12 protein-coding genes and 1 other annotated feature are annotated in these 16,265 nt (G+C 43.6%); of the genes, 2 read left to right on the plus strand and 10 right to left on the minus strand.

Features of this window, described 5'->3' with window-relative positions; translation table 11 throughout:
* Position 1: 1 nt before the first annotated feature.
* The 8 genes from OC538_RS04455 to OC538_RS04490 all read right to left on the minus strand — a co-directional run bounded on the left by OC538_RS04455 (position 2) and on the right by OC538_RS04490 (position 10,014).
* Positions 2–1,660: a GspE/PulE family protein gene (locus tag OC538_RS04455; protein WP_262173469.1), complete on the minus strand. Its 1,659-nt coding sequence runs from the start codon at positions 1,658–1,660 to the stop codon at positions 2–4.
* Positions 1,661–1,687: 27 nt separating this feature from the next.
* Positions 1,688–3,034 carry a VanW family protein gene (locus OC538_RS04460; RefSeq protein WP_262173470.1) on the minus strand — a complete coding sequence of 449 codons (1,347 nt, stop codon included), beginning with the start codon at positions 3,032–3,034 and terminating at the stop codon, positions 1,688–1,690.
* 53 nt (positions 3,035–3,087) lie between these two features.
* Positions 3,088–4,248, minus strand: a complete 1,161-nt coding sequence (locus tag OC538_RS04465; RefSeq protein ID WP_262173471.1) for a hypothetical protein — start codon at positions 4,246–4,248, stop codon at positions 3,088–3,090.
* 16 nt (positions 4,249–4,264) lie between these two features.
* Positions 4,265–4,699: a prepilin-type N-terminal cleavage/methylation domain-containing protein gene (locus OC538_RS04470; RefSeq protein WP_262173472.1), complete on the minus strand. Its 435-nt coding sequence runs from the start codon at positions 4,697–4,699 to the stop codon at positions 4,265–4,267.
* Positions 4,700–4,713: 14 nt separating this feature from the next.
* Positions 4,714–5,139: a type II secretion system protein J gene (locus OC538_RS04475; RefSeq protein ID WP_262173473.1), complete on the minus strand. Its 426-nt coding sequence runs from the start codon at positions 5,137–5,139 to the stop codon at positions 4,714–4,716.
* Positions 5,140–5,262: 123 nt separating this feature from the next.
* Positions 5,263–6,984, minus strand: a complete 1,722-nt coding sequence (locus OC538_RS04480) for a GGDEF domain-containing protein (protein WP_262175148.1) — start codon at positions 6,982–6,984, stop codon at positions 5,263–5,265.
* A 24-nt stretch (positions 6,985–7,008) separates the two neighbouring features.
* Positions 7,009–8,712, minus strand: coding sequence for a sensor domain-containing diguanylate cyclase (locus OC538_RS04485; RefSeq protein WP_262173474.1), 1,704 nt, complete (start codon positions 8,710–8,712; stop codon positions 7,009–7,011).
* Positions 8,713–8,805: 93 nt separating this feature from the next.
* Positions 8,806–10,014, minus strand: a complete 1,209-nt coding sequence (locus OC538_RS04490) for a bifunctional folylpolyglutamate synthase/dihydrofolate synthase (RefSeq protein WP_262173475.1) — start codon at positions 10,012–10,014, stop codon at positions 8,806–8,808.
* Positions 10,015–10,076: 62 nt separating this feature from the next.
* On the opposite strand from OC538_RS04490, the gene OC538_RS04495 reads away from it, so the two are divergent.
* The gene (locus OC538_RS04495; RefSeq protein WP_262173476.1) at positions 10,077–10,943 is read left to right on the plus strand and encodes a RimK family alpha-L-glutamate ligase; all 867 of its coding nucleotides are present in this window, start codon (positions 10,077–10,079) and stop codon (positions 10,941–10,943) included.
* Entirely contained in the window at positions 10,940–11,737 is a 798-nt protein-coding gene (locus tag OC538_RS04500) for a RimK family alpha-L-glutamate ligase (RefSeq protein WP_262173477.1), read from the plus strand. The genes OC538_RS04495 and OC538_RS04500 overlap by 4 nt, the downstream gene beginning before the upstream one ends.
* 331 nt (positions 11,738–12,068) lie before the next feature.
* Here OC538_RS04500 and OC538_RS04505 read toward each other — a convergent pair whose 3' ends face one another.
* Positions 12,069–14,714, minus strand: a complete 2,646-nt coding sequence (locus OC538_RS04505) for a valine--tRNA ligase (RefSeq protein WP_251694270.1) — start codon at positions 14,712–14,714, stop codon at positions 12,069–12,071.
* 70 nt (positions 14,715–14,784) lie between these two features.
* Positions 14,785–15,008: a binding site (T-box leader), on the minus strand.
* 226 nt (positions 15,009–15,234) lie between these two features.
* Positions 15,235–16,014 carry a hypothetical protein gene (locus OC538_RS04515; protein WP_262173479.1) on the minus strand — a complete coding sequence of 260 codons (780 nt, stop codon included), beginning with the start codon at positions 16,012–16,014 and terminating at the stop codon, positions 15,235–15,237.
* Positions 16,015–16,265: the final 251 nt, after the last annotated feature.

Raw genomic sequence — 16,265 nt, forward strand, 5'->3', positions numbered from 1 at the left:
CCTATTCAAGAAGTGAAACACGCAATACTTCTTCAGTTGTCGTTATTCCCTGCTTCACTTTCTCCAATCCATCATCAATCAAGAACACAGTGTTGTTCCGCATCGCGATTTCTCTTAGCATTGCAGGCGTACCGTGGTTATTAATCACTTCGCGCATTTCATCGTTAATAACTAACACTTCGTGAATTGCGACCCTTCCCCGGTACCCGGTCATATTGCAGGCCGCGCAGCCTGGCCCTCGGACAATCTTTTCAATTTCCATGCCGCGTTTTGCAAAAATCTCCCTCTCCCGGTTTGATGCAGCCATTTCCCGTCCGCAATCCCGGCAAACCCGGCGGATCAGCCGTTGCGCAATAATTGCATTCACGGAAGCAGTCACAAGGAACGGTTCGACGCCCATATCGATCAATCGTGTAATCGACGCAATGGAATCATTCGTATGAATCGTGCTCAGGACAAGATGACCAGTCAAAGATGCACGAATTGCAATTTCCACGGTTTCGCGGTCACGGATTTCACCGACCATGACAACATCCGGGTCTTGCCGCAGGATCGATCGCAAACCGTTTGCGAATGTGAGTCCAACTGCGGAATTTACTTGGATTTGATTAATGCCTTCGAGCTGGTATTCAACCGGATCCTCAACAGTTATAATATTCACTTCTTCTTTGTTCAATTTATTCAACGCAGCATATAGAGTGGAAGATTTACCCGACCCGGTCGGCCCTGAAATGAGCACGATTCCATTCGGACGCTCGATTTCTTTCATGAACCGCTCCATATTGACTTGACTGAAGCCCAATTTCGTCAAATCGTTCAGCGAGCTGCTCAAATCCAAAATACGCATGACGACTTTTTCGCCGAATACAGTAGGCAATGTAGAAACACGCAGATCAATCGGTCGGAAATCGATTGTCGCTTTTATCCTTCCATCCTGTGGTACGCGGTGTTCGGTTATATCAAGGCTCGACATAATTTTGATTCGTGCCGTTAACATCGCTTGCATATGCTTCGGCAAATACCGCTCCGTTTTTAGCATCCCGTCGACCCGGTAGCGGATGACGACTTGATGCTCTTGGGGATCGATATGGATGTCACTCGCCTTTTGCGTAATGGCAGACGACAATAACTGATTTACAAGACGGACGATCGGGGAATCAAGATCGGTCAGCTCGTCTTGCTGTTCTCTCGTCTCCTCCGGCTGCTCAATGAAAAAGTCTTCAAGCAATTCATCTTCGTAATACTTCGATATTGTCCGTAAAATATCATCCTTAGAAGCGATTGCTGTTTCAATATGAAAACCCGTCGATAAACGCAAATCGTCGACAGATAAATAATCCATCGGGTCGGACATTGCTACAAATAACCTGTCTCCATCGGCCTTCAACGGAACAATAAGATTCCTCTTGGCAAACTCTTTCGGAACGACATTGAACAACTTCGGATCAAACGGGTATCTGAAAAGATTAACGTGAGGAATCCCTAGCTGAAATTCGAGCACTTCAATTAATTGTTGTTCGGTTATATAGCCCCTTTGAAGAAGTGCATCTCCAAGTTTTTGATCCCGGGGCTTTTCTTCTAAAGCTGTATGAAGCTGGGCGTCTGTAATGAGTCCAGATTCAACGAGCAAATCGCCGAGCCGTTTTCGTGTTATTGCCATATGTACCCCTCCTTCACTAGATGTCGATTATTTTCCAGATCCCGAGATCGGGAGGCCGCTCTTATCGTAAATGACTTCCCCAACATTTGACTCTTCACCACCACTTTCACTAACAGTGGCGTTACTGTCCGAAGCATTGGAGTCCATTTCTTCCGGGTTGGATGTCCCAGTTGTCGTCTTAGAATCAGTTCCATCATTTTGTGGATTGTTAGTTTCCTTATTATCTGCACTATCTGTTACCGATGTATCCACTTCCAATAATGGATGGATTTCTATTCGATGAACAGGAGCATAAAAATCTTTGGAAATATCCTCTGTTTCAACAATATTCCCATCGACAGACAGCGTCCTTATAACAGTAGCTTCCACACCTACTTTACCGCCTTGTGAAACGACAACTTGGCCATCGTCGACGAATGCGCTGTATTGCACGACAGTCCTAGGTTTATACGTTTCTGTATTTGCAATTGTAGGTTCGTATGTGTAATAAAACGGCTTGCCTTCTATAGATAGATGAATGGCCCCTGCCGACCAAGCCGCTTGAATGGTAAATTCCGTCTTGTTCGGGTTCGTGAATTTAAAGTCGAGCCCTAATGTCTGATTGATCGCCGCTTCGAATCCTGGTTGAATATTTGGAGATACGACTGTACTAATATTCCGCTCATTAATCTGGAAATTTGTTTGTAGGACCGCAGTGTAAAGTGTAGAAGAAAGCAATGTCATTTCTTCATCGCTAAGCGGTCCGACTTCAGTGCTTGTCAGCAATTCCATCATGGAAAAAGATTCAAATGGCTCGATGGTCAATTTATCTAGAGCATGGATTGCTTTTGATAAAGCTGGTGAAATCCCGTCAATGGTAAATTCGGATGTGCCGACTACTTTATTTGGAATTTCATTTGCTACGTAATCCGTTATATTAACATTTTGAGGCATGATGCCTGTTTGTAATTCTTTTTCAATGCCCGCAGCAACCGAATCAATTGCATTTTTAGCAATGAGAATTCTGGGTAGTTCTTGGCTAAGCAATGTTTTCAATCCTTCTCGGGAAACAGATACAATGATTGGATTGTCCTCTCCGGAATTCGCGTTCGCGAGGGTCATATCGATATCGAATGCAACTGTCTCGGGAGGAAGCGAGAATTGGATATCCTGGTAAATCAGGTTTACCTCCAGTTTGTTCTGAAGCTCCGATAAATCTGATGCTAATTTCGCCTTTGCTTGCTTGGTTTTATTGTTGGAAATGTTGAATGGGCCGACGTAGGTATTATCAGCGAATTGATTGCCAATTCGGAATTCAGATGCCAAAGCAACGCTCGACATTAAAACCAAAACAATTATGGACGAAACACTTATCGTTACTATATTTTTGTTCATTATGAACACCATCCTTCATCGTCCACCCGCGTATTTCTTATGAGAGCACAAGATTATTCATAGCTTACATCTTCTAGGGTAGGTTTTGGCCAAACAAGATTATTATTGGTATTATTGCTTCCTAACTTACATTTCTCCCAGAGTTCATTAACACTGTTTACTTTTATCAATTCACCAGCACCTTTTTTACCTTTGGAGAAATCGCCCATATACACAACTTTACTCCCTATCCCAATAGTCAGGTTCTTACCGACGGAAAGTGAGCCTACGCAAACTAATGAATTTCCATTAACCGTCAACTGACCCTTAAAATCCGCATTCCCTAAAGCCAATATAGTTGACTCTTGTAATACTTTAACATTGCTGTTTATGATTAAATTTTTATACAAGTTTAATGTAGATTTCTCGATATCGTTCATATTAGCAACTTCAAATGTTTCTTTGCTGAAAAAAACTGAGTTATATACTTGAAAGTTTCCGTTGGCAACCTTAAATCCATTCGGAAAATAGACTTTTGAATTCTTCACATTTTTATACCCGCCATACTGTGACCCTTTACAAGTCTTGGAGTCCAACTTATCTCCTGGGCAATCGGGTGCGGTTATATTATCGGGATAGACCTTAACTAGATTAGAAGGAGAAACCAAAGCCCCACCCGAATTGGAAGTCGTGCTGTAATCAGGTATCAAAAAGGATTGTTTAAAATTAATTCTCTTAGTTAAAGCTTTCGATTCTTTATTATCTCTTTTACCTTCAATTGTACCGCTGAAAATGATTTCCCTCGGATTCATACTACCTGAAAAAGAATATGAGATAAGTTTATAATTATATGGCTTAGTAAATTCTACATAGTCAGCAATATATATTTCTTGTGCAATTCTTGTTTTCAAATAACCATCTAACTTATCTCTCACTTGTTTATGAATTGCGGCATAATTCACTTGCTCATTTTTCTTAGTATCAGCTATAAGGCTATTGGCTAAACTATCAAGTTCTTGTTTTCTCTCGAAATACTCGTTGCTTAACAATTGTTTAGTATAATCAACTCCCGCCTCCGCCGTCATAACCGTAAGATGGGATTCATCGACACGATTCTCTTGCATAGCATTGCTTATGGAACCACGCATAAAAATGGCGGAAACAGTCAATATGAAAACGATCATAAATAGAACAATTAATAGGGCATACCCTTTTTCGTTCTCCAATTTCTCCATCATGCCACCTCGGGATCTAGTTTAATTTATACCTTGATATGGTTGTTGTAATTTCCACTTCTAATCTGTCATTTTCTAAATCATTCATGACTAAAGTGAAGGGAATCGAAGCATCTTTCTTTTTTGCATCTATTTTATCTTTTACGTAAATGGTCCCATTGTAATTATACCCCCTGCTAATCACTCGATCACTTATCGGCCCGTCACAACTCTTCATGGAAATTTCACCTGCACTGACGTTCAGCTCGTATTGGCTGCATTGCCGATGAATCCGTTGTATTTCTGTTATGATATAATTCGCTTCTTCTTGCATTCGAAGCTTCTTCGTCTCCGTAATGTTGTACTTAATTGCTGTCATTACAGTTGTCCAAATTAAGAGAATCACCAAAGAAGACAAGACAAGAACCGCAAGGACTTCCACTAATGTCATGCCGTTCTGTTTTCTAAGCATCCTGTCTCCTCCTTTTAATTCAGAACCTCGATGTAACCAAATGTCTTACTTTTCACCTTGCCGTTATTTATTATAAGTATTTCCACTAAATGCAGATTGCTCTGCTCTGTAGTAGTTCCGGCTTCCAATGAAGGAGTTTTACGAATTCTATATTGAACTTTTTCATTTATTAATTCCGTATTCACCGTTTTAATCCACATACCATCACTATCTGTATAACTAGAATCTGTGAATTCATCATAAGTATAAAGGGTTTTGAACTGATGTAATAAATTTCTGGCTTCATTCATTGTTTCGAGTTTCGTCCCTGTCTTCTCATTAAAATTAGTCATCTGAGGAAAAACCGACATAAATCCAACAAAGACGATGCCCAAGATGACAAGTGCAGCCAGGATTTCGACAAGGGTCATCCCTTTTTCGTTAACCTTATGGCTCCTCATTGGAAACATCGCCTACCTTTTTTTGGTTCTATTACTAACAGCATACGAAAAATGTCGAAACTAATCAACTAGTTAATGAAAATAGTAAAAATATCATAGAAAAAGACCGACAGATGCCGGTCTTCAACTGACTACATTCTCTTTTTCTTCTTCATAAACCCCTACCCGGTTGCGCCCTGCCTGTTTGCCGCCGATATAAAGTGCACGGTCGGTGTTGCGAAGCAACTCTTTTCCGTCTTTTGCGTCCATCGGCATTGTTGCGACCCCGACGCTCACTGTCATGTTGACGATTGTCGGTTCACGGTCCTCGGATAGATCCGGGATGATTTTGAAACTGGACTCTTCCACTTCTTTTCGAATCGTTTCAGCAAGCTCCACTGCTTCATATTTTTCATAATTCGGCAGGATCATTACGAACTCTTCACCGCCATACCTGGCTAAAGTTATTTCGGACGTTTGGTGGCTTCTCAATAGTGCCGCGAATGTGCATAGCAGATCATTCCCGCTCTGGTGCCCATATGTGTCATTGATAGCCTTGAAGTGGTCGATGTCGAGAATGATTGTGGATAAGGTGGAAATTTCACCAGTGTGGTAACGGATAACCTCTTCATCTAGCTTAGATTCTAAATAGCGGAAATTGTAGAGGCCTGTCAATCCGCATCTTACGCTCTTTTCCACCGTACGCTCATAATATCTTGCTTTTTCCACTGCGGTAGCAAAATAGCCGGTTAAGAGATCCACCATCTTCACATGCATTTCTTCAAATGCATACCGATGATTGGACGTGAGGACTAAGAAGGCTTCCGTCTTTTGGTTCCTCTTAATAGGAGCTGTCATAACACTTTCGACGGAGGGATCGAATGTATATCCTATGAGCGAGCTTATACTTCTTTTATTCAAAAACAACTTTGTCACTTCCACGTCTAAGCCGTCCCCATCAGACTTCTTTTGTGGAAATGAAAATCTATTTGCCTCACCACTATGAAATTCGCCTTCTTTAAGTGCAAGCACAACAAGGTTTTCACCCATTCTCAAATCAACAATATAGGCGCTTTCATAAGGGATTACACCATTAATACTATCAATGAATGTGAGGAATACATCTTCAACTCCCAGCCTATCTGCCAGCTGATGGCCGATGACGGTGGATGAGGATAATACTTCATTCAATTTATTAGACTTCATGTAGTTGCTTGAAACGAGTAACACAATCAAAAATGGAACGCCAATCAGCAAAAATGCTTTACTGCCAAATTCCTGCATAAGAAGACAAAATATAATAGCAAACGGCAACAAGAGGATAGTTGAAATATAATCCCACCAGATAATCTTTTTCATCCCTGATGTTCCAGCTTTTACCCATTTGAAAACGATAAAGAGGATGGCACTATTAAGCAATGAATAGACGGTGGCAAATATGAAACCTGCAAGTAAAAACGAACCTAGTGACATTTCCTTAAGCGAACCGCCGAAAGCATAAAAGATAGCCGCGCTTATTAGCGAAACAATGACAGCTTCGATAGAATTCACACCAAATCGGAATGCTTTCGGCGTCGATGATTTATGGCTGAAAAGCAGTACCAAGGTTGCGACTTGCATAAAAATCATTTCAGCAACAATGCCGTATTGAAAAAACAGCGAGAAAATGACCCATCTTTCCAATGTGATGCTAACATTCCCCAAGGAAATGGTTGTCATCAGTGTAGCAAGGAGGATGGCCATATAAATGGCCAAGTTCAAATAATCGTAGGGTGCCGCCGGATAATAGTTGAGGGCTACGTAAAACATCATAGGAACAATAAGAAGCCACAGGATATAAACCGTTCTTTTTTGTTGAGCTGTCACTACCAATTCCTAGTCCCTCCTTTGTTATCTCACGTATTCGGCCACACGATCTCTTCCTGCCTGCTTCGCGCCGATGTATAAAGCGCGATCCGCATTGCGCAATAAATTCATCGCTTCATCAGTATCCGTAGGGGCATTCGCTACTCCGACACTGGATGTGATGTTCACTTTCACCGGATACTTGTCCTCTCCCAAATCAGGAATAATTGTAAAGACATGCTGCCTGATGAGCAATCGAAGACGTTCGGCAAAATCGACTGCTTCCGCTTTGGAGAAGTCCGGCAATAAATAGACAAATTCCTCACCGCCATACCGTCCGACCGTCCCATGGTCCGGTAATGCTTTCTCCAGAATTCTAGCCAGACCATATAAGATATCGTTTCCGCTCTGGTGGCCGAAAGTATCATTCACTTTTTTGAAATGGTCGATATCAAGCATGATGACAGATAAGTCATCGATATCCCCCATGCTCATCCGGTTCATTTCAAAGTGAAGCCTTTCTTCCAAATACCGATAATTATATAGTTTCGTCAATGCGCACCTCTCACTACGCTGCAATGCCTCTTGTACGTATCTCGCCTTCTCGAGAGCTACAATATAATAGGAACCGAGCAAGTCCAAAATCTTCAACTGATGATCCCCAAAAGCGGCTTTCCGATTGGAACCTAATAGAAGAATTCCTTTCGTTTCATTGTTATGGACCAATGGGATGCAGAGGACGCTCTCCATGTCATCAGGAGCTGAAACCGTGGCATGTTGTTCCCAGTCTTTACGCTTCGAGTAAATGACAGGTTCCTTCGTCTCCAATATCTTACCTGCAATGCCTTCACCGAGCTGGACCGTTTGGAATGATCTTTTGACAAAATGCTTTCTTTCGTACCATTTTTCCAGCTCTAGCCATTGATCATGATTCGTGAAGAGTAGGACATAGTCGGCTTTGAATAACTCGCTCGTTTTCTCGATGAATTGGGTTGTAACTGAATCTTCATCCGTCATGACAGAAAGGTCGCTTCCAATTTTCCCTGCTATTTTAATATACTTGTTGATACTCTCGGAACGGCTGTGAAGACGAATAATCGTGATTGTCATAAAATAAGGAAATCCTAAAAGTAAAAAAGAAGCGATGCCAACCATATTAAGTGTCAAATAGAATGTTAGAGCCAGCGGTAATATGATAATAAGTGTAGCGTACTCGAAAACAATATCTTTTATCGTGTAAGTCCTTTTCGCTCCTCTTGCCTCAAAATACATATTCAACAAACCGAAATTCGTTGTCGTATGAACCAACCTATATACTGCCACACCGATCAGAAGCGGCCAGAAGTCCATTGAGCCGGGTTGCACACCGACTACATAGAAAGCGGCAGCAGCTACAAGGGATAAAATGAACATCATGATGGAATTCAGGAAAAATCGGTGTGATTGCTTTTGATATCTCTTGGACACAAAGAGTGTCGCAATTATTGAAAGTTGCATAACAATCATCTCAATTGCGATCCCATACATGAGGAAAGCCGGCAATGTTGCCCACATGACTAAGGTAATTGGTTTTCCATCCCGCTTAATTGGAAAAAGGGCTGTCAGTACTCCAAATAGAATAAAGAGCACTAGGTAAACTACGTTAATGGTTTCAGGCATCTGAGTAATAAGAAAATAACTGATTCCGGGGGGAACGATGAGCAACCAAATGATAAAAAGACTGATTGTAGACCACTTGTTTTTAGACACTCTTCATGCCCCCCTTTTTAAATTCTATCTGTAATATATACGAATTAATATGAAGTTGTCCAAATTGAAGGCGATGTAGGCCTCGCTAGAGAACTAGTTCAAAAGACCACTAATCAAATATAGCGACCCTGCGACTATTATCTTCCTACCATTTCTCTTACTTAGTATTATAGTATCATCTAATTGTTTTGTCACCTTTTTTCTACTATACTGACAACTGGATATTAATTCCTCCGCGGTAGCTGCCTGTGGGTGCGGAAAAGTGACGAAAGTGAAAGACGCAGCGACAGGAATCAATTCATCCAACGTTCTTTTAATGTCTTTCGTTTTCAACATGCCGATGACGAAGTCGACTTTTTCACCGGGAAATTCCGACTTGATCGTCTCGGCAAGCATTTTGGCAGCTGCCGGGTTATGCGCACCGTCGATAAAGACACCATCAGCGATTTCCTGGAATCGGTATGGCAATGACGCAGTTGCGATGCCCTTTGCAACGGATTCCTCATTCAAAGAAATCTTCGCTTGAAGCAATGCCTCGATTGCAACTGCCGCGTTTACAGCCTGATGGGGACCTTTCATCCTACGTTCCTTTATTGACACACGAAACGATTCCCCGATGAACTCACCATGTAACAGTTCAAAGTCATACCGGTACGATAGCAATTCACTTTTTGTCTCTAACGCTTTCAATCGGATCACTTCCATTGCCTCATTTGGCAGCGGTCCGACAACTACAGGCGTATCCTCTTTAATGATCCCCGCCTTATGGCCAGCAATTTCCTTAAGCGAATCTCCTAGAAACCCAACGTGATCCAATGCAATCGAAGGGATGACAGAAACGAGCGGTATAACGACATTCGTGCTGTCCAAACTGCCTCCCATTCCGCATTCAAGAAGGACAAAATCTGGCGACAGCCTTTCAAATGTCAGAAAAGCCGCGACGGTTAATAATTCAAAGTCAGTCAATGTTCCACTTAGATCCGCTTTTTTCATCGCTTTAAACGTCTTGTCCATCTCTTCCCGGGTGATCGGCTTTCCGTTGATACGGATTTGGTCATGCACATCAACCAAGGCCGGAGATGAAAAGACGCCTGTCGAAAATCCATGCTCTTTCAAGATGGACTCCATGAAGGCGATGGTGGATCCTTTTCCGTTCGTCCCCGCCACATGGATGACACGCAATCCGTTTTCCGGGTTCCCTACTTTCCGAAGCGCGGCACGAATGCTATCGAGCCCCGGTTTTATTTCATCATCACTTTCTATATCAAATCGATCTTTATATTCATCAAATTTCGGAATCAATACACTCGCCCCTTATGGTAAAATCAGCATAGGGTAAGTATATCACGGCCGGAGGGAACGAAATGAAAAAATGTTGGGTCATCTATAATGGCAGTTTGACGAGTGACAAATTCCGTGATCAGGCGGAGCTTTTGAGAGACGCCGCTATTCGAGCAGGAGTCGAGGGGACACTCAAGAAAAATTACGAAGTGCTAATGGCCTTGAATGAAACGCTGGAAGAGCGCCCTGACTTTGTCGTCTTCCTGGACAAGGATATCCTGCTTGCGACTTTTTTGAAAAATGCAGGCATTCCCGTCTTCAATGACCCTGAAGTGATTGAGACTTGTGATAATAAAGCAAAGCAATACATACAACTTGCAAAGAGCAATATTGCAATGCCCGAAACGATCATTGCTCCGAAAGTCTATCCAAATTTCACGATTGAAGGCTCGGGCTATTATGAAAAGGTGCTTGAAAAACTTGGTTTGCCAATGATTATTAAAGAAGGTCATGGTTCCTTCGGAATGAAAGTGTATTTGATTGAAACGGAAAAGGAGTTCTTTGCGAAAGTGGATGAATTGCGAGGGGTCGATTATGTGTTCCAGCAGTTTATAGCGACGAGCAGAGGACGTGATATCCGGGTGAATATCGTTGGCGGTGAAGTAGTTGCAGCGATGTACCGTTATTCCGAAACTGATTTCAGGGCGAACATTACGAATGGCGGAGTGGCGAGCGTCATTGAATTGACCTCCGATCAAAAGCAATTGGCAATTCAGGCAGCCGAAGCGGTCGGTGCCGAATTTGCAGGGGTGGACTTGCTGTTTGGAGAAAATGAAGCGCCGCTCGTCTGTGAAGTGAATGCCGCGGCTCATATCCGCAATATATATAACGTAACAGGCATTAACGTTGCGGACAGGATGATCAGCTATATTCTTGGTAAATTGGGTTGAAAGGACATATATATTATTCTTCGGCTGATGCGGAGCGCAATCGAGGATTCATTGATGATTTACTGTTGCAAGCGTCGCGGATGGAAATTTCGTTGACATTGCTCTTGGATGTGGCCGAACCTAATGATGAGGTGGACTTCATTTTATTCCGGACTCGAAATCCAATGCTTGCGGAAAGATGGGAATCTGCGGGATTCAGGGTGATCAATCGGTCAGAAGTGAACCGGATTGCCAATGATAAATTGAAGACATTTGAGCTTGCGACTCTGTTAGGCGTTTCTGTCATTCCTACGACAAAGGTCATGTCAATGCTAGACCTACCTCCCCTACCAATTGTGATAAAAACAACTGATGGACATGGCGGAGGTGAAGTATTCCTTTGTCAAACGGAGGATGAAGCAGAAGAGATTCTCTCAAAGTTCGCAGGCAGAAGATTGGTTGCCCAGCCGTATATTGAATCCAACGCAACGGACGTACGAGTTTTCATGCTCGGGGAGGAAGTCCTTGGTGCAGTTAAACGGACTGGAAGCGATTCCTTTAAATCGAATTATACTCTCGGCGGTTCAGTGGAGAAGTATTCACTCTCGTCTTGGCAGGAAATTGAGGTTCGTAAAATTGCGAATGCGTTGAAAAGCGATTATATCGGCATTGATTTTCTTTTATTGCCGAATGGCGATTGGCTGTTGAATGAAATTGAAGACCCGGTAGGCGCCCGATCTCTATATGCGACGCATGATTTTTCGGTTGCGGAGAAGTTGTTGGAGTATGTAAAGAAGAAATTAGAGGATTTTTGAGCGCTGGCGCGAATTATTGAACACTTGAATGGCTTTTATGATCACTTGCACAGCTTTATGACCACTTGCGGGAGTTTATAATTACTAGCTCGGCTTTATGATCACTTGCGGGAGTTTATGATCACTCGCACGGCTTTATGATCACTTGCAGGAGTTTATGATCACTCGCACGGCTTTATGATCACTTGCGAGTGTTTATGATCACTCGCAAAGCTTTATGATCACCTGCAGAAGTTTATGATCACTCAAAAGATATATGAGCGTGCTCACAGTTAACTAACAAAAAAAGAGTTGGTCAACTCCATTATCAGGAGGACCAACTCTTTTTGCATTAAATCTCTTTCAATTCTTCAATCCTGCGTTCTACCGCAGCTTTCTTCTCCAAGTAGTCCTTCTCTTTCGCGCGTTCTTCCTCGACTACTGCTTCAGGAGCTTTTGAGATGAATCGTTCGTTGGACAGTTTTCCTTGGACACGTTTCACTTCGCCTTCCCATTTCGCCAGTTCCTTCTTCAACCGTTCGATTTCTTCGTCGATATTAAGCAGGCCTTCTAGCGGAAGGAATAGTTCAGCTCCTGTAATGACGGCTGACATCGATTTGCCCGGCGCCGAAATGCCGACTCCGATTTCAAGTGTTTCCGGATTACAGAAGCGTTCGATATAGCTGCGATTCGCTTCCAGAACGGCAACAGTCGCTTCGTCTTTCGCTGCAATATAAAGCGGTACTTTTTTACTCATCGGCGTATTCACTTCAGCACGGATGTTGCGGACTGCGTGAATGAGGTCGACGAGCAGCTTCATATCCGAAGCTTTTGCCTTATCCGTCAATGCAGGATCCGCTACAGGCCAAGCCGCCACTGTGATCGACTCACCTTCATGAGGGAGGTTCTGCCAGATCTCTTCCGTAATGAACGGCATCAACGGATGCAAGAGGCGCATCGTGTTGTCAAGAACGTAAGCGAGAACCGAACGTGTCGTTTTCTTCGCCGCTTCATCTTCTCCGTACAACGGCAATTTCGCCATTTCGATATACCAGTCGCAGAAGTCATCCCAGATGAAGTTGTAGAGCGCTCGGCCGACTTCACCGAATTCATATCTCTCTGCAAGCTTCGTCACTTGCTCGATCGTTTCATTCAACCGTGTAAGGATCCAAGCATCCGCAACGGATTTTTCACCGGTTAGATCGATTTCATCATACGTCATGCCGTCCATATTCATTAACGCAAAACGAGAGGCATTCCAGATTTTATTCGCAAAGTTCCAGATCGCTTCAACTTTTTCCGTTGAATAGCGAAGATCCTGGCCTGGTGAGGATCCAGTTGATAAGAAATAGCGCAATGCGTCGGCACCATATTTATCAATCACTTCCATAGGGTCGATTCCGTTGCCTAGGGATTTCGACATTTTGCGGCCATCCTCCGCTCGGACAAGACCGTGAATCAATACATCTTTAAACGGACGCTGATCCGTAAATTCGATTCCTTGGAAAATCATCCGGGATACCCAGAAGAAAATGATGTCGTAACCAGTTACGAGCGCATCCGTCGGATAGTAGCGCTTGAACTCTTCATTATCAAGATCAGGCCAGCCCATCGTCGAGAACGGCCATAATGCGGAGGAGAACCATGTATCGAGTACATCTTCCTCTTGGTTCCAGTTCTCGAGATCCTGTGGCGCTTCATGTCCTACATAAATTTCGCCCGTTTCTTTATGGTACCAGGCAGGAATTCGATGTCCCCACCAGAGCTGGCGTGAAATGCACCAGTCATGGATATTTTCCATCCAGTTCAAATACGTCTTTTCAAAACGTTCCGGAACAAAATTGACCTTTCCTTCCGATTGCTGAAGTTTGATCGCCTCTTCTGCAAGCGGCGCCATTTTAACAAACCATTGCGTTGACAAATATGGCTCAACAACTGCACCACTACGTTCTGAATGGCCTACGGAGTGCAAATGCTCTTCGATTTTGAATAAAACGCCAAGGTCCTGCAAATCTTTGACGATCGCTTTCCGGCATTCGAAGCGGTCCATTCCTTCGTATTTGCCTGCAAGTTGGTTCATGCTGCCGTCTTCGTTCATGACTAGCACGCGTGGCAAGTCATGTCGATTGCCGATTTCAAAGTCATTCGGGTCGTGTGCCGGGGTGATTTTTACTGCACCGCTACCGAATTCCATATCAACATAATCATCTGCGATAATCGGAATTTCCCGTCCGACAATCGGCAGTTTAACCGTTTTACCGATCAAATGCATATAGCGTTCATCTTCCGGATGAACGGCTACAGCAGTATCGCCGAGCATCGTTTCAGGGCGCGTCGTAGCAATTTCGATGCTGCCCGTTCCGTCTGCCAGTGGATAGCGCATATGATAGAATGCACCCTGAACATCCTTATGGATAACTTCGATGTCTGAAAGCGCCGTTTTCGTAGCCGGATCCCAGTTGATGATATATTCGCCGCGGTAAATATAGTCCTTTTCATAGAGCTTGACGAACACTTCACGGACCGCTTTCGATAATCCTTCATCCAATGTGAAACGTTCTCTAGAATAATCAAGCGCTAGACCTAACTTCGCCCATTGCGCCCGGATATGGCCAGCGTATTCATCTTTCCATTTCCACGTTTCCTGAAGGAATTTTTCACGGCCAAGATCATAGCGGGACTTTCCTTCTTCCCGAAGCTTCTCTTCAACCCTTGCCTGTGTCGCAATTCCTGCATGGTCCATTCCTGGCAGCCACAAAGCATCGTAGCCTTGCATCCGCTTCATCCGGATAAGAATATCTTGCAGCGTCGTATCCCAAGCATGACCTAAATGGAGCTTGCCTGTTACGTTCGGCGGCGGAATGACGATCGTATACGGCTCTTTCCCGCTTTCCGGTTGCGCTTCGAAGTACTTCCCTTTCAGCCACCATTCATAACGGCCCGCTTCAATCGACTGCGGCTCATATTTCGTCGGCATTGACAAATTCTCTGTTGACATTTGAACTCCTCCTCTTTACTTGCAAAACAGCTAATAAAATAAAAGTGAATACAAAAAAACTCCGTTCGTCAAAAAGGACGAAGGAGTTATCCGTGGTACCACCTTTATTCGCGCAAACTAAAAAGCGTTTGCGCCTCAATAATAAATAACGGTTTCAAACCGGCTTCCGCTACTCGAAATTCACGGAAACTGCTCCCGGGTGACTTTCCGCAAGTTCATTCATAGGCCCTCCCACCGATGGCGCCCTCTCTTGGATAAATGAAAATCGCGTACTCTCCCGATCAATGCATCATTATATAGTTATAACCATTGTATGCGATTGGAAGAGACTTCGTCAAGTAAATTAGGAAAGGAAGGTAGTATGAGAAAGGGATATAATCCTTATTTATTACCCCCGTGGTTACGGAAGACAAGGTTTTATTGCAAAGGCATCATCATCCCGATTGCCATTTTTCAGTTGATCAGGCTTTTGATCGTCCCTACGACCGGTGATTTCCTCCTATTATGTGCTCTTGGAGGATTAGCTTTCCTCCTTTACAAAGATATCATTTGAGCGGAATCGCGTCGACGTCCGCTCATCCGGCAACATTGCAATGTATGACAGTATATCGTCCTGGGCATTCCATATACTGCTGTCATGCATTGCAGCTGCTTGCGGTTCTTGGACAGGCGCCTCAGCTGTCCGATTTTGTGCATCTGAAGACTGACGTGGTTCGGTCACTTGTGCTACTTGTGTCTGCTCCTGCTTTCCGGCAGCCACCTTTTCTTTTGGCACATCCTGAACTGCAGCCGTTATCAACTTCTCTTCTGGGACTTCGGTTTCCTTTTTCGCTTCTACATTTGCTGTAATTTGACTAATGTCTTCTTTGCTGGCAGATTTTTCGCTTGCAACTTCCTCAGCAGATTTCTGTCCGTACGTACAGTTGACATTCCAAGCGACCGTAAAGGAACCTTGTCCGTCGAATGTGGACTTGACGTCTGTCGCTTCGATATGCAATGGGTGATCTACTTCCGGCGGCAGGTCGATATAAAGCGGCACAGCGTATTCAAAGTAACCCGTTTCCCCTTCCAACTCCACATCATCGACGAAGATTGCGTCTGTAGGAATCGACTCACTACGCTGCCCCTCTGTGAAGTCTACCTTGGCGGCAATGTGATAGATGCCAGATAGGCGTACTGCTTCTTCTGATCGCTTCTCTGTGAATCCAGCTTTCACTTTAACGAGGCGTGCATCCTTCGGGACACCGACATTCTCTGGAAAATAAAAGACCTCTTCCATATTCCATTGTAACTTTTTCATTCCGTTTCCCTCCCCTTGTTTCATTCACTTGCCATTATATGCAGCGAACAGGAAAGGTAGAAGAAACTGAAGCTCGTATTATTGATAGGCTCCATTAATTGCACAAGGGCTCATTTATTCTATCAAGGGCTCCATTATTCGCGCAAGGGCTCATTTATTCCATCAAGTGCTCCATTATTCACACAAGGGCTCATTTATTCCAATAAGGGCTGCATTATTCACACAAGGGCTCATTTATTCCATCAAGGGCT

It is taken from the genome of Saccharococcus sp. Marseille-Q5394, assembly GCF_946901335.1.
Taxonomy (GTDB): domain Bacteria; phylum Bacillota; class Bacilli; order Bacillales_A; family Planococcaceae; genus Sporosarcina; species Sporosarcina luteola_C.

Bases quoted from the DNA above. Each gene is read 5' to 3' on its own strand.
- OC538_RS04455 (WP_262173469.1), bottom strand. From the start codon at position 1,660: ATGGCAATAACACGAAAACGGCTCGGCGATTTGCTCGTTGAATCTGGA.
- OC538_RS04460 (WP_262173470.1), bottom strand. From the start codon at position 3,034: ATGAACAAAAATATAGTAACGATAAGTGTTTCGTCCATAATTGTTTTG.
- OC538_RS04465 (WP_262173471.1), bottom strand. From the start codon at position 4,248: ATGGAGAAATTGGAGAACGAAAAAGGGTATGCCCTATTAATTGTTCTA.
- OC538_RS04470 (WP_262173472.1), bottom strand. From the start codon at position 4,699: ATGCTTAGAAAACAGAACGGCATGACATTAGTGGAAGTCCTTGCGGTT.
- OC538_RS04475 (WP_262173473.1), bottom strand. From the start codon at position 5,139: ATGAGGAGCCATAAGGTTAACGAAAAAGGGATGACCCTTGTCGAAATC.
- OC538_RS04495 (WP_262173476.1), top strand. From the start codon at position 10,077: ATGAAAAAATGTTGGGTCATCTATAATGGCAGTTTGACGAGTGACAAA.
- OC538_RS04505 (WP_251694270.1), bottom strand. From the start codon at position 14,714: ATGTCAACAGAGAATTTGTCAATGCCGACGAAATATGAGCCGCAGTCG.
- OC538_RS04515 (WP_262173479.1), bottom strand. From the start codon at position 16,014: ATGAAAAAGTTACAATGGAATATGGAAGAGGTCTTTTATTTTCCAGAG.